The sequence below is a fragment of the Azospirillum oryzae genome (assembly GCF_900177515.1).
GTDB classification, from domain to species: Bacteria; Pseudomonadota; Alphaproteobacteria; order Azospirillales; family Azospirillaceae; genus Azospirillum; species Azospirillum oryzae_A.
This window is the reverse complement of record NZ_FXAK01000001.1, coordinates 209,492-222,288: the sequence shown is the minus strand read 5'-3', so window position 1 is coordinate 222,288 and position 12,797 is coordinate 209,492. Positions and strand designations below refer to the sequence as shown.

The following is a 12,797-nucleotide window of genomic DNA, read 5'->3' as shown; positions in this document are numbered from 1 at the left end:
GCCGTCACTTGCCCGGTCACTTGCCGTTCGCGATGGACTTCAGGAAGGGCGCCGGCTGCAGCCGGTTGGCGATCAGGAAGTCCAGATAACGGGCGGCCGACTCCGCGCGGTGGCGGTCATAGGCGTCGGGATCGAAATTGATCAGCGACTTCAGCCGGCTGCGGGTCAGCGGCATCGTCAGGTCGGCAGCGTCGGCATAGGGGACACCGGTGTTCTCGCACAGCTCACGGGTGCGGGAATCGATGGTGACCGTCAGGCCCATCCGCTCCGCCTGGATTGCCAGCGCGACGCCGTGATAGCGGCAGCCGATGGTCAGGTCCTGCTGGCGCAGGGTGTCCATCCAGGCCGGCACGTCATAGTAGGAGCGCATGTAGTTCCGGCACCAGACCTTGAACTCCTCGAAGGAGTAATGCGGCACGGTGTGGCGGTGGATTTCCTTCAGCGCATGGGGGTCGATGCTGTCGAACAGCCCGCGCGAGGCGCGGATCATCTCGCCCATCGACTGGACGATGTACTGGCCGGGCGCGATGGGATCCATCATCAGGGCGATCAGCTGGTGCTCGATTTCCCGCGTCTTCACCCAGGCCTGATGGCCGCCGGCCACCGTGATCGAGCGCGGCAGGTCGAGCGCCGACCAGTTGGCGTGGATCTTCCGGCCCAGACCCGGCGCCTGGTTGAGGAAATGCGACGGGCAGCCGCCGGGCAGCGACCCGGTGATGCCCAGCTTGTCCAACTGCGCCGTGGTGTAGGCGCCGCGGGTGTAGATGTTGGCCGAGGTCGCCGACGACGGGTTCGATGCCGCGATCACCTGCGCCCAGCGCAGCGTGCCGGGGCTGAGTTCAATGTCGTGGTCGTAGCTGTTCGCCTGGGCGCCGAGGCCGATGGCGACGACCGGCAGCCCGGACTTTTCCAGATTCTCTGCCATCTGACCGTAATCGGTGTGGCGGCCCAACTGGTTGGCGCAGGGAATGACGATGATGTCGGCGTTGTTCCGCAGCGTCTCGGCCGAAGAGCCCCAGCTGAAATGCTTCACCGGGTTGGCGATGTGGCTGCAGATCGAATGCACGAAGGCGAGGTTGCCGTTGTTGTGCCCGATGCCGTTGTACAGATCGTCGAAGGCGGCGTTCGAATAGAGGCCGAGATTCGGCGTTTTCCACAGCACCGCGACGCGCAGAGGCTGGGACGATGCACGGCCGCCAGCGTGGCCGGCACTCTGACTGGCAGTCTGGCCGGAAGAGTGCGGCCGGTCGACAGGGGTGTCGATGACGATGTCTTCAAGCATGTCGGCTCTAGCCTCGGGTCGGTGGATGCTGGAAACAGTCGGACGGTAAGCGCAGAAGAGGTAAGACTGCAAGTGACATCCGAAAAATGCCACGGGGTATTTGTTCGTTGTCAGTGCTTAGACTTTCTAGGCAATTTCGGGTGCCGATTTGATTTCTGTGATCCTGTCTCTGTTCGGTCGATGATCTTGCGAAGTTGCATAGAAATTCGAAAGATGTTTGGTGGCGGGATCAGGGGGTTGAAAGCGGGCGAAGGCCGACCCATCTCCGACAGCGTTCCCGGACATCGACGCGGGAACCGGTCTCAATCAGGGTGCCAGGAAAATTCGCCTGGGCGCCCCTTTAATGCGTTGTCAAAATTCCTATATAGAGTCTGTTGCGCCGGTCATGGCGCCGACCCCGATAGGATGGCTTTTGCCCATATGACTGCTTCCGTTTCCCCGGTTCGGCCGCGCTGAGCGCCTGGCCCTGCCGTTCCTCTCCCGCCCTGCGGCTTGCTGGCTGCCGCGTCCCCCTTCCCCGGTCGCGGCGCCGCTCGCGGGGCTGGAGAGGTCTCCACTTCGTTCCTTCCCGCACCGAGGCCCGGTGCACGCCGTCCGGCAGCGTCGAATGCCGGCAACGCAACGAACCAAAAATCCGACCTTCAACAGGACCGACCCGAACAACGCCGCGGCTATTTCCTGCGGCGCCGCTCCCGTCGGCAGGGAGATAAAGAGGCACCATGCAGCAAAACGCTGAAACCCGCACCGTGCAAACCCGTACCGCCCAAGCCCGTCCTGGCGAACCCCGCACTGCCGAACCGATGCAGCTCTATTTGCAGGACGCCCGCAAGTATCAGTATCTGACCCCGGAACAGGAACTCGATCTGGCCGTCCGCTGGCACGATCATCAGGATCAGGCCGCGCTCGACAAGCTGATCGGCAGCCATCTGCGTCTCGTCGTCAAGATGGCGCGCGGCTATCTCGGCTATGGCCTGCCGCTGGCCGATCTGGTGGCGGAGGGCAATGTCGGCGTGATGCAGGCGGCGCAGAAGTTCGACCCCGCCAAGGGGTTCCGCTTCGCCACCTATGCGTCCTGGTGGGTGCGTGCGGCGATTCAGGAATATGTCCTGCACAACTGGTCGCTGGTGAAGATCGGCACCACCGCCGGGCAGAAGAAGCTGTTCTTTAGCCTGCGCCGCCTGAAGGCGCGGATGCAGGAGCTGGAGAGCGGCGACCTGTCGCCGGAAGCGGTGGAGAGCATCGCCACCGAACTGAACGTGTCGAAGACCGAGGTGGTGGAGATGAACCGCCGCCTGGGCAACGACCGTTCGCTGAACGTCGGCCTGTCGGAAGAGGGAGATGCCGAATGGCAGGACCTGCTGGCCGACGAGCGGCCGGACCAGGAGACGACGCTGGCCGACTCCGAGGAGCGCCGCCGGCGCCAGCAGTTCCTGAAGCTGGGGCTGGGCGTGCTGGACGACCGCGAGCGCCGGATCCTGGTCGCCCGCCGCCTGCGTGACGAGCCGTTGACGCTGGAGGAGCTGAGCCAGACCTTCCATGTCTCGCGCGAGCGCGTGCGTCAGCTGGAGGTGCGTGCCTTCGAGAAGCTCCAGAAGGCGGTGATCGCCACCGCGAAGACGGAGCAGGTGGCAATCGAAAAGAACCGTCTGCTGACCAACGCCTGATCGGGTGGGTTGCCGGGTTATTTCGGAGGGGCGCGGCTCGCAAGGGCCGCGCCCTTTTTGCGTGCCCGGCCGACCGCCACATCTCCTGCACCGATAGGTAGGGAGCTTGCGGCATCGGAACCTCCCTTCCGCAGTGCCGGTTGATCGGGACAGCACCATCTTCGGAAAGGGCAGTCCCATGGCTCGCGCCGCCAATACGCAACTCGCCGTCGTCACCGGAGCCTCAAGCGGCATCGGCCTTGAACTCGCTAGACAATGCGCCGGCAACGGCTTCGACCTCGTCATTGCCGCCGACGATCCGGCGATCGAGCAGGCGGCCGGTGAGCTGCGCAAGCTGGGCGCTGCCGTCGAGACGGTCCAGGCCGATCTCGCCACGCTGGACGGGGTGGACCGGCTCTATGCCGCGCTGAAAGGGCGGGCGGTCGATGCGCTGCTGGCCAATGCCGGGCATGGGCTGGGCCACGGCTTCCTGGATCAGGACTTCGCCGAGGCCCGCCATGTCATCGACACCAACATCACCGGCACGCTCTATCTGATCCAGAAAATCGGGCGCGACATGCGCAGCCGCGGCCAGGGCCGCATCCTGATCACCGGCTCCATCGCCGGATTCATGCCCGGCAGCTTCCAGGCGGTCTATAACGGGACGAAGGCCTTCATCGACTCCTTCTCCTTCGCGTTGCGCGACGAGTTGAAGGACAGCGGCGTCACCGTCACCTGCCTGATGCCCGGCCCGACCGATACGGAATTCTTCGAGCGCGCCGGCATGATGGACACAGCGGTCGGCCAGGGGAAGAAGGACGACCCGGCAATGGTCGCCAAGGTCGGCTTCGACGCCATGATGAAGGGCGAGGGCGACGTGGTCGCCGGCTGGAAGAACAAGCTTCAGACGACGATGGCGACCGTCACCCCCTCCGGCGTGCTGGCCAGCCAGCACCGCAAGATGGCGGAGCCGGGGTCGGGCAAGCACTGAGGCGCCGACCCAGGCAATCCCGTCAGATATGCCGTCAGGTGTCCAGGCAACCGCCCTTCGGCGCGACGGTGATGCGGATCAGTTCCGAACCGCCGCCGCCGAAGACGTTGCCGCCGGTATAGGTCAGGCAGCCTTCGTTGCGGTAGATGACTTGCAGGCGCTGGGCATCGTTGCCGAAATAGAAGGGAATCCAGCGCTTGCCGGTTTCGTGCCGGATCATGTTGTCGGGCGCGCCGATCAGGGTGGAGACCTCCTCCATCGTCATGCCGATCTGCAGCTTGGAAAAGCGGCTGCCGGGGGCGGGGGTGCCGATCACCTCGCCCTCGTACCGGCCGTCGCGCGATTTCACCATCTTGGCGCCCGGCGTCGAGGGCGCGGCGGATGCGGTCGCCGCCGTCCCGTTGCTGCTGGCCGTACCCTGCTGTTGCCCGGCGCAGCCGATCAGCAGCGCCACCGCGGACAATGCCGCCCAAGTCGTCTTCCCCACCATGTCTTTTCCTGTTGGTTCTGGTCTGGCCGTGGCCATGTAGAGGCGACTATGAGGGCGATAACCGGTTGCCAGCATTGGCAAAGGCGGATGAGGAACGCCTGAGAGGGGTAGTAACAACAGGCAGCCGGCCGTCCGATCCGCCGCTACGTCGCGGCTTCGACCTGCCGCTTGCCGGTGTAGTTCTTGAACAGGTCATAGTCGGTGTCGCAGCGCACCTGCGCCAGCCCGGCCGCCGCCATCGCGGCGGTGATGACCTCCGGCTCCACGCAGCGGTCGATTGTCTCCCAGTAATAGCGCATCAGCGTCCGCCCGCTCTCGCCGCCGCCGCTGAGGCGTGAGACCGCCGGCACCACCATGCCGAGATAGGCGTTCATCAGGTGACGGGTGACCGGGCGGCGCGGCCGGCCGATCTCCATCACCAGCACGGTGCCGCCGGGGCGCAGCACGCGGCGGAACTCGCGGAAGGTGGCGGTCAGGTCGCCGACATGGCGCAGCGCGTAGCCGATGGTGACGAGATCGACGCTTTCGTCCGCCAGCGGCAGCGCGTCGGCCACCCCCTGGATCAGCGGGATGGGCAGGCTGCGCCGCGCCTCGGCCAGCATCGCTTCGCTGAGGTCTAGGCCGATGACGTCGTGGGCATTGCCGCAGAGCGCCACCGCCTCCCGCGCGACCAGACCGGTGCCGATGGCGACGTCCAGCACCCGCATGCCCGGCCGCAAGCCCGCCCGCCGCAGGCATTGCGCCCGGTACCAGGAGCCGGAGCCCAGCGCAAAGATCGCGTTGATGCGGTCGTAATGGTGGGCGGTGCGGTTGAACAGGCCACGGACGAAATGCTGCCGTTGCGCCTTGTCGCCATAATAGGCGTCCAGCACCGGGTGCGGTTCGACGGCGGTGCCGACGCGGGGGGAGGGTTCGGTCGGCACGGTGGTGTCTCCTTCGCGTTTGGTCCCGGACTCAGTCGAGAATGTCGTTCACGGCGCTGACCCGGCTGTCGGACCGGTAGAGCGAGAAGGTGAGACCGGCCCCGACCGACAGATTGACGGCGCGCTTGTAGAGCGGGCTGTCGTCGTTGGTGGCGCCGGAAAACAGCTCTCCCCGGACGGCGCCGAAGGCGGAAATCCGCTCCGTCACCGGCATGACGAGCGAACTGTGCAGGCGCAGGCCGAGATAGCCGGCCTTCGCGTCGTAGGCCGGGCGGCCGGCGCGCGCATATTGCGGATCCACCTGATAGAAATAGTCCATCAGATGGCTCGACGCGAAGATCGGCCCCAGGCTGAGGCGGAACTGGTCGTCGTCGGCGATCATGCCGGCCTTGCTGTAAGCGACGTCGGGCGAGAAGACGAGACCGCGGTACTTGATCCGGCTGAAGTCGGTGGAGAAGACGCTGCGCACCGGCAGGCTCAGGTCGATCCGTTCGCGCCGGTCGCCATCGCGGTGCAGGTTGATCTTCAGCGCCGGCCCGACCTCTCCCAGCAGGTCGATGTCGGGCATCCCCTGGCGCGCCCGGTTGTCGTCGGCCGAAGATCCCAGCGCGCCTTCCAGGCTGACCTCGAAGGTCACGCGGTCGGAGCGGTAGAGCCGCCCCTGGATGCCGTTGCGGTCGGCGCGGAACACCTCGCCGCGATAGATGACATAGGGCAGGGCGGCGGCCTGGACATGGTTCTGGTCGGCAGCGGGATAATCGGGGATGTAGCCGGCACCGCCGCCGATGCCGATCTCGAACAGCGGCTTGCCCGCATCCTGCGCGTGGCCCCGATCCGGCAGGCCGAGGATCGCCGACACGGTGCAAGCGGCAACGGCAAGCGTCGTTGGCAACACACGCACCATGCATCCCCGGTTGAGTTGGTCGGTTTCGGGCCGTCGGCATCTTGTGGGCGCGGAACCCGGCAGGCAAGTGGGTTCGCATGTCACCAAATGGGTAATCACTCAAGCCAGTTGCGAAGTCTCAAGTGCATTGGCGGGATCGGGCAGCAGTGTGCGGCAGCGTCGAAATTCTTCTGAAACATTGCTGCGTAGAGATACTGCAACAAAGAACGCTGATGTCGATGGGAGATGGATATATCCTTTCGGGTAGGCCCCGGATAAAGGGCAGTGTCGGGGTTTTGTCCCTGGATTGCGCGTGACGGGGTGCGGTAAATTTCGGCAAGAGCAGCCGGTCGCGGTGCCAGAAACGGGTATCCACCTCGAACACCCCAATGCGGGACAAGCGGAGAGCGGCAAAGCCCATGGTGTCGAACTGTTCCGATTACGACTGCGATGTTCTGGTGGTGGGCGGCGGGCCTGCCGGGTCGACCGCGGCGGCGCTGCTGGCCGGGAAGGGCCATCGGGTGGTTCTGCTGGAAAAGGACCATCACCCGCGCTTCCACATCGGTGAATCCCTGCTTCCCTGCAACCTGCCCCTGCTGGAGCGGCTGGGCGTGCTGGAGGAGGTGGAGCGGATTGGCATGCTGAAATATGGGGCGGAATTCGTGTCGCCCTATCACGGCAGAGCGGTCACCTTCGACTTCGCCAACGCCTGGGACAAGTCAAAGCCCTACGCCTTTCAGGTCCGGCGGTCGGAATTCGACCACATCCTGATCCGCAATGCCGCCACCAAGGGCGCCACCGTCATTGAGGGCTGCAAGGTGACGGACGTCGACGTCCAGGGCAGCGAGGGCACCACCGTCACCGCGCGGCAGGAGGACGGGACGATCCGCACCCTGCGCACCCGCTTCCTGGTCGATGCGTCCGGTCGCGACACGCTTCTGGCGTCGCGCTTCGGCATCAAGCGGCGCAACGTCAAGCACAACAGCGCGGCGATGTTCGGCCATTTCACCGGCGCCAAGCGGCTGCCGGGCAAGGCGGAAGGCAACATCACCGTCTTCTGGTTCGACCATGGCTGGTTCTGGTTCATCCCGCTGGCGGACGGCACCACCAGCGTCGGGGCGGTGTGCTGGCCCTATTATTTCAAGACGCGCAAGACCGACCAGACCCGCTTCTTCCTTGATACGGTGGCGCTCTGCCCGGCGCTGGCGGAGCGGCTGGAGGGGGCGGAACTGACCGGCCCGGTGACGGGGACCGGTAACTTCTCCTATCAGGCCGACCGCATGTCTGGGCCGGGTTATGTCATGCTGGGCGATGCCTTCGCCTTCATCGACCCGGTGTTCTCCACCGGCGTCTATCTGGCGATGACCAGCGCCTTCGAAGGGGCCGAGGCGGTCGATGCCTGCCTGCGCGAGCCGGCGCGCCAGGAACAGGTGCTGAAGCATTTCGAGCGGACGGTCCGCCAGGGCATCGGCACCTTCTCCTGGTACATCTACCGGGTGACGACGCCGGCGCTGCGCAACCTGTTCATGGGACCACGCAACGTCTTCCGGGTGGAGGAGGCGCTGCTGTCGCTTCTGGCCGGCGACGTCTTCCGCCCGTCGCCGATCAAGACGCGGCTGAAGATATTCAAGGCGATCTACTACTTGAACGCCCTGCTGGACTTCAAAAGGAACTACATGGCATGGCGGAAACGGCGGCGGAACGTGCGCACCCCCGTGGGCGACGCGGTCTAACCCTTCTTGGCGCGGTCCGGCGGGCCTGGGAATATCCCCTTTTCTACGGTCTGCTGTTCCTGTTCGGCCTGATGTCGCTGGCCTGGAGCCTGACCGCGGCGCTGATCGGCCCGCTTCTGCCGCGCCGGGTCGCCGGTCCGCTTGGACGGCAGGCGATCAGGACGGGATTTCGCCTGTATCTGGGCACATTGCGCGCCTGCGGGGTGCTGAGGACCGACCTGTCGGCCCTGGACGAATTGAAGGGCCACGGCGGCCTGCTGATCTGCCCGAACCATCCGTCGATCCTGGATGCCGTGCTGCTGATCTCGCGCCTGCCGGACGTCGTCTGCATCGCCAAGGCTCCGGTCTACGACAATCTCCTCTTCGGCGGCGGGGCGCGGATGGCCGGCTATATCCGCAACGACGCGCCGAATTCGCTGGTCAAGATGGCGGCGCAGCGGGTGCGCGCGGGTCACCAACTGCTGATTTTCCCCGAAGGCACGAGGACGGAGCGGGGGCCGGTCAACCCGCTGAAGGGCGGCTTCGCCCTGATCGCCAAGACGGCAGGGGCGCCGGTGCAGACCGTCTTCATCGACGCCAACAGCAACTTCCTCGGCAAGGGCTGGCCGCTGTTCCGCAAGCCGGAGTTCCCGCTGGTCTACACCGTCCGCCTCGGCCGCCGCTTCGATCCGCCGACCGACGTGCGCGGGCTGGTCGGGGATCTGGAACGCCACTACAGGACAGAGCTGTGACACCCGACCCCTCGACCAGCCATCTGGTCCTGATCCCGAGCTACAACACCGGCCCGAAGCTGTTCGAGACGGTGCGGGATGCCCGCGCGCACTGGGCGCCGGTCTGGGTCGTCATCGACGGCAGCACCGACGGAACGGCGTCGGAACTGCGGGCGATGGCGGCCGAGGATCCGCACCTGCGCGTGCTGGAACTGCCGGCCAACCGCGGCAAGGGCGCCGCCGTCCTGCATGGGCTGGAGGAGGCGGAGCGCTGCGGCTTCACACACGCGCTGACCATGGACGCCGACGGCCAGCATCCGGCCGACCGAATCCCGCAATTCCAGGGCGTGTCGCTGGCCAACCCCGACGCGCTGGTGCTGGGAAAGCCGGTGTTCGATGCTGCAGCACCGCGGCTGCGGGTTGGCGGGCGTAAAATCTCCAACTGGTGGGCCAATCTGGAGACGCTGTGGGGCGGAATCGGCGATTCGCTGTTCGGCTTCCGTGTCTATCCGATCAAGCCGCTGCGCGCGGTGATGCGGCGCAATCCGTGGATGCGCCGCTTCGACTTCGATCCGGAGGCGGCGGTGCGCCTCTGCTGGGCCGGCCTGCCGACCATCAACGTGCCGGCCCCCGTCCGCTATTTCAAGGCGGAGGAGGGTGGCGTCTCCCACTTCAACTACGTCCGCGACAACGCCCTGCTGACCTGGATGCACACCCGGCTGATGCTGGGTTTCATCGGCCGGCTGCCGATGCTGGCGGTCCGGCGGGTGCGGTCGCGGCCGCTCAGATCATCCCTCCGTTGATAGAGACGATCTGGCCCGAGATATAGGCGGCGCGGTCGGACGCCAGGAAGGCGACGAGGTCGGCCACCTCCTCCGGCCGGCCAGCGCGCTTCATCGGCACCATCCGCTTGACCGTCTCGGCATCGAAGGCGGCATCGGCCATGGGGGACGCGATGATGCCCGGCGCCACCGCGTTGACGGTGATGCTGCGCGGCGCGAGTTCCAGCGCCAGCGATTTGGTCGCGCCATGCAGCCCGGCCTTGGCGGCGGCATAGTTGGTCTGGCCGCGGTTGCCGGCAACGGCCGCTACCGACGACAGGTTGACGATCCGGCCCCAGCGCGTTCCGATCATCGGCATCAGCAGCGGCTGCGTCACGTTGAAGAAGCCGTTCAGCGACACGTCGATGACGCGGTTCCACTGTTCCCGCCGCATCGCCGGCATCACCGCATCGTCATGGATTCCGGCATTGTTGATCAGGATCTGGATGGGGCCGGACTCCAGCGCCCGGTCCAGGGCGGCGGCGGTGGCCTCGGCGTCGGTGACGTCGAAGACGATCGCTTCCGCCGATCCGCCGGATGCTGTGATCTCCGCCACCAGAGCTTCGGCGCGGGCGGGGGAGCCGTTGGCGTGGACCAGCACATGACTGCCGGCGGCGGCGAGCGTCTTGCTGATGGCGGCACCCAGCGCGCCGCTGCCGCCGGTGACGAGTGCGCGTTTCATGCCCATGGCGAACGCTCATGGTCATCCAGTGCAGATGATTCCCCTCTCCCCCCCGGGGAGAGGGTTAGGGTGAGGGGGACGCGGGGTGAGGATTCTCGGAAGGGAACGCAGTGCCTCCCCCTCACCCCGACCCTCTCCCCGGGGGGGAGAGGGAGATTTCGCCAGACCGCGCTCAACATCTCCCTCATGCCTTCTCCACCCCAATAATCTCGGTGTCGATCACCACCGCCGCCCGGCCGCTCAGCAGTTCCCGGTCTCCGGCCGATAGGGAGAAGGCGTAGATCACCCGGCTGCCCTCGCCCGTCAAGTTCTCGGCGTCGATGACCAGATCCTCCGCGATGTCGTCGAGCCGGGCGACGTGGCAGGCAAGGTCGCGCAGGCTGGCGAGATAGCCGGCAGCGGGGCGTTCACCGCCGGCCGTCAGCCCGCCATGCACCGCCATCGCCTGGGACGCATATTCGACCCCGCACAGCGCGGCGAGCCGCCCGGCATGGCGCAGCGGGTTGCCCGTGTCGCGGTGGCTGCGGGCAATGCAGCGGATGCGGCTGCGGTCCCAGGACAGCACGCCGTCCAGCAGGCACATGGTGCCGGCGTGGGGGATCAGCGCCGCCAGCTGTTCGCGCGTCATCGGCATGGCGCGCCGACCCGCACCACCACCCGCCCGCCCGGCGGCAGGTCGAGCATCACCGTTTCCGGCGTACCGCCGGCAATCACCCGCGCCAGCGCCGCCAGCAGCGGCAGGGCGCGGGCGGTCGGATTGCCGGTGCGCAGGGCCTCCAGGCCGAGGTCGGCCATGAGGCTGACCGGCTCCCCTCCGCGCGACAGCCCGATGTCCAACCGGGCGAGGCAGCGGTCGGTCGGTTGCGGGGTCAGCAGCAGGGCGGTGCCGAAGATGCCGGCGATGGGACGGACCTTGTTCAACGGCTCCGGATAGGGCAGGTCGTAGGCGATCAGCCCGACGGTCCAGCCATCGGCAGAGACCTCCGCCGCCGCCTCCAGCAGGCCGGTCTGGAAGCTCTCGTCATGGGCCGACAGGCTGGTGGAGGGCTCGCGGCAGCGGGTGGCGATGCTCCAATAGCCGGCCGGCGCGTTGTGGACGGAGTTGTGGAAGCGCGTCGGCGAGATGTCGCGCTCCTCCGTCGCCAGGGTCTCCAGGATCTGGTGCAGCGTGTCGGGATCGCCGCTGGAGGAAGTGAAGACGGTGGCGACGGTTGCCGGGTCGCGGCCGGCCTGCTCCAACGCCTCCGCCCCCACCGCCATGGCGAGCTTGACGGTGGGCACGCTGCGCCGCCGTTCGGCCGGGGGCAGGAGCGGACTGGCGGTCAGCACGGCCGGGGCCGCGACATAGGGGCGCTCGCCGGCCAGGATGGCGCGCGAGTCGGCCCAGCCCGGAAGACCGGGGCCGAGCAGGCCGATGCCCTCGACATAGGCCCGCATCAGGCGGCCCACCCGAAGATCAGGCTGCTGTTGCTGCCGCCGAAGCCGAAGGAGTTGGTCATCACCCGGTCGAGCCGTCCGTTCTCGTTGGCCAGCAGATAGCGGCAGCGCAGGGCGGGGTCGAGGTTGCGGGTCTGCGGGCTTCCGGGGATCAGGCCGGTGCGCAGCGCCAGCACGCTGATGATGGCCTCGACGATGCCGGCGGCACCCAGCGTGTGACCGGTGTAGCCCTTGGTGGAACTGACCGGGGTGCGGGTGCCGAGCAGGCCGGTGATCGCCTGATCCTCCGCCGCGTCGCCGTAGCTGGTGGCGGTGCCGTGCAGGTTGACATAGTCGATATCGGTGGGGCGCAGGCCGGCGCTGGCCAGCGCCCGCTCCATCGCCAGCCGGGCGCCCAGCCCTTCCGGATGCGGGGTCGACATGTGGTGCGCGTCGTTGCTCTCGCCAGCGCCCAACAGATTGATGCTGCCGGGCGGCGGCTTATCGGCCGCGCGCTCCAGCAGGGCGAAGCCGGCGCCCTCGCCGAGCGAGACGCCGCTGCGCTCCGCGTCAAAGGGTCGGCAGGGGGTGGGGGAGATCAGTTCCAGCGAATGGAAGCCGTAGAGCGTCGTCAGGCACAGGCTGTCGGCCCCGCCGACCACGGCGGCGTCGCAGAGGCCGGTGGCGATCATGCGCGCGGCGTTGGCGAAGACCTTCGACGTCGTCGCGCAGGCGGAGGAGACGACGAAGGCTGGTCCCTCCAGCCCCAGCCGGTGGCGGACGAAGTCGGCGAGCGAACCGGTGCTGTGGGTGGTGGCGAAGCTGAAGGCGGCGGGCAAGGCCCCGGTCTGCGGGTCGCGCGCCCGGAACGCCAATTCGGCAGACAGGATGCCGGAGGTGCTGGTGCCCAGGAAAACCCCGATCCGGTCGGCGCCATAGCGCTCGCGCGCTGCGGCGACCGCATCGGCGAAGCCGTCCTGGTGCAGTGCCATCTCGGCCAGCCGGTTGTTGCGGCAGTCATAACTCGCAAGCTCCGGCGGCAACAGGATGTCCTCCAGCCCCGCCACCTCGCCGATGTGCGTGTCGAGCGTGACCGTCTCGAAACTGCAAGGTTTCAGGCCGCCCCGGCCGTTGCGCAGAGCATCCAGGGTTGCATTCTGGCCGGCGCCAAGACTGCTGACGATGCTCATATGGCTTAGGGAAAGTGGATGCACGATGAAGTT

13 protein-coding genes are annotated in these 12,797 nt (G+C 67.0%); 5 read left to right on the top strand and 8 right to left on the bottom strand.

Annotated elements, in window-relative coordinates:
• Positions 1–16 precede the first annotated feature (16 nt).
• Positions 17–1,282: a polysaccharide pyruvyl transferase family protein gene (locus tag B9N97_RS01030; protein ID WP_085082458.1), complete on the bottom strand. Its 1,266-nt coding sequence runs from the start codon at positions 1,280–1,282 to the stop codon at positions 17–19.
• A gap of 800 nt (positions 1,283–2,082) precedes the next feature.
• Between B9N97_RS01030 and rpoH the strand changes: the two genes are divergently transcribed.
• Entirely contained in the window at positions 2,083–2,946 is an 864-nt protein-coding gene (gene rpoH / locus B9N97_RS01025) for an RNA polymerase sigma factor RpoH (RefSeq protein WP_085082456.1), read from the top strand.
• Between the two features lie 178 nt (positions 2,947–3,124).
• Entirely contained in the window at positions 3,125–3,916 is a 792-nt protein-coding gene (locus B9N97_RS01020; RefSeq protein WP_085082454.1) for an SDR family NAD(P)-dependent oxidoreductase, read from the top strand.
• Positions 3,917–3,950: 34 nt separating this feature from the next.
• On the opposite strand, the gene B9N97_RS01015 is transcribed toward B9N97_RS01020, so the two are convergent.
• From B9N97_RS01015 to B9N97_RS01005, 3 genes are all read right to left on the bottom strand, one after another.
• A complete protein-coding gene (locus B9N97_RS01015) occupies positions 3,951–4,406 on the bottom strand; it encodes a hypothetical protein (RefSeq protein ID WP_085082452.1) in 456 nt (151 codons plus the stop codon).
• 143 nt (positions 4,407–4,549) lie between these two features.
• Positions 4,550–5,329 (bottom strand): class I SAM-dependent methyltransferase, encoded by a 780-nt coding sequence (locus tag B9N97_RS01010; protein ID WP_085082450.1) that lies wholly within the window; start codon positions 5,327–5,329, stop codon positions 4,550–4,552.
• A gap of 31 nt (positions 5,330–5,360) precedes the next feature.
• Entirely contained in the window at positions 5,361–6,221 is an 861-nt protein-coding gene (locus B9N97_RS01005; protein ID WP_167393158.1) for a MipA/OmpV family protein, read from the bottom strand.
• A gap of 410 nt (positions 6,222–6,631) precedes the next feature.
• Here B9N97_RS01005 and B9N97_RS01000 point away from each other — a divergent pair, with 410 nt between their 5' ends.
• From B9N97_RS01000 to B9N97_RS00990, 3 genes are read left to right on the top strand one after another with little or no spacing between them, the layout of a single operon-like run.
• Entirely contained in the window at positions 6,632–7,945 is a 1,314-nt protein-coding gene (locus B9N97_RS01000; RefSeq protein ID WP_085082446.1) for an NAD(P)/FAD-dependent oxidoreductase, read from the top strand.
• The gene (locus tag B9N97_RS00995) at positions 7,894–8,676 is read left to right on the top strand and encodes a lysophospholipid acyltransferase family protein (RefSeq protein WP_085082444.1); all 783 of its coding nucleotides are present in this window, start codon (positions 7,894–7,896) and stop codon (positions 8,674–8,676) included. Before B9N97_RS01000 ends, B9N97_RS00995 begins: the two co-directional genes overlap by 52 nt.
• Positions 8,673–9,458 carry a glycosyltransferase family 2 protein gene (locus tag B9N97_RS00990; RefSeq protein WP_085082442.1) on the top strand — a complete coding sequence of 262 codons (786 nt, stop codon included), beginning with the start codon at positions 8,673–8,675 and terminating at the stop codon, positions 9,456–9,458. Before B9N97_RS00995 ends, B9N97_RS00990 begins: the two co-directional genes overlap by 4 nt.
• On the opposite strand, the gene fabG is transcribed toward B9N97_RS00990, so the two are convergent.
• From fabG to B9N97_RS00965, 4 genes are all read right to left on the bottom strand, one after another.
• On the bottom strand, positions 9,439–10,164 hold the full coding sequence (fabG, locus tag B9N97_RS00985; RefSeq protein ID WP_244560482.1) for a 3-oxoacyl-ACP reductase FabG: 726 nt from the start codon (positions 10,162–10,164) through the stop codon (positions 9,439–9,441). The genes B9N97_RS00990 and fabG overlap by 20 nt on opposite strands.
• A gap of 178 nt (positions 10,165–10,342) precedes the next feature.
• Complete coding sequence (locus tag B9N97_RS00975) at positions 10,343–10,792, bottom strand: hotdog family protein (protein WP_085082436.1); 450 nt, start codon at positions 10,790–10,792, stop codon at positions 10,343–10,345.
• Positions 10,783–11,595 carry a beta-ketoacyl synthase chain length factor gene (locus tag B9N97_RS00970; protein ID WP_208621110.1) on the bottom strand — a complete coding sequence of 271 codons (813 nt, stop codon included), beginning with the start codon at positions 11,593–11,595 and terminating at the stop codon, positions 10,783–10,785. The genes B9N97_RS00975 and B9N97_RS00970 overlap by 10 nt, the downstream gene beginning before the upstream one ends.
• Positions 11,595–12,788, bottom strand: coding sequence for a beta-ketoacyl-[acyl-carrier-protein] synthase family protein (locus tag B9N97_RS00965; RefSeq protein WP_085082431.1), 1,194 nt, complete (start codon positions 12,786–12,788; stop codon positions 11,595–11,597). Before B9N97_RS00965 ends, B9N97_RS00970 begins: the two co-directional genes overlap by 1 nt.
• Positions 12,789–12,797: the final 9 nt, after the last annotated feature.

What these genes read in the sequence shown, in the direction of transcription:
- B9N97_RS01030 (WP_085082458.1), bottom strand. Translation starts at nt 1,282, where the DNA reads ATGCTTGAAGACATCGTCATCGACACCCCTGTCGACCGGCCGCACTCT.
- rpoH (WP_085082456.1), top strand. Translation starts at nt 2,083, where the DNA reads ATGCAGCTCTATTTGCAGGACGCCCGCAAGTATCAGTATCTGACCCCG.
- B9N97_RS01020 (WP_085082454.1), top strand. Translation starts at nt 3,125, where the DNA reads ATGGCTCGCGCCGCCAATACGCAACTCGCCGTCGTCACCGGAGCCTCA.
- B9N97_RS01015 (WP_085082452.1), bottom strand. Translation starts at nt 4,406, where the DNA reads ATGGTGGGGAAGACGACTTGGGCGGCATTGTCCGCGGTGGCGCTGCTG.
- B9N97_RS01000 (WP_085082446.1), top strand. Translation starts at nt 6,632, where the DNA reads ATGGTGTCGAACTGTTCCGATTACGACTGCGATGTTCTGGTGGTGGGC.
- B9N97_RS00995 (WP_085082444.1), top strand. Translation starts at nt 7,894, where the DNA reads ATGGCGGAAACGGCGGCGGAACGTGCGCACCCCCGTGGGCGACGCGGT.
- fabG (WP_244560482.1), bottom strand. Translation starts at nt 10,164, where the DNA reads ATGGGCATGAAACGCGCACTCGTCACCGGCGGCAGCGGCGCGCTGGGT.
- B9N97_RS00975 (WP_085082436.1), bottom strand. Translation starts at nt 10,792, where the DNA reads ATGCCGATGACGCGCGAACAGCTGGCGGCGCTGATCCCCCACGCCGGC.
- B9N97_RS00970 (WP_208621110.1), bottom strand. Translation starts at nt 11,595, where the DNA reads ATGCGGGCCTATGTCGAGGGCATCGGCCTGCTCGGCCCCGGTCTTCCG.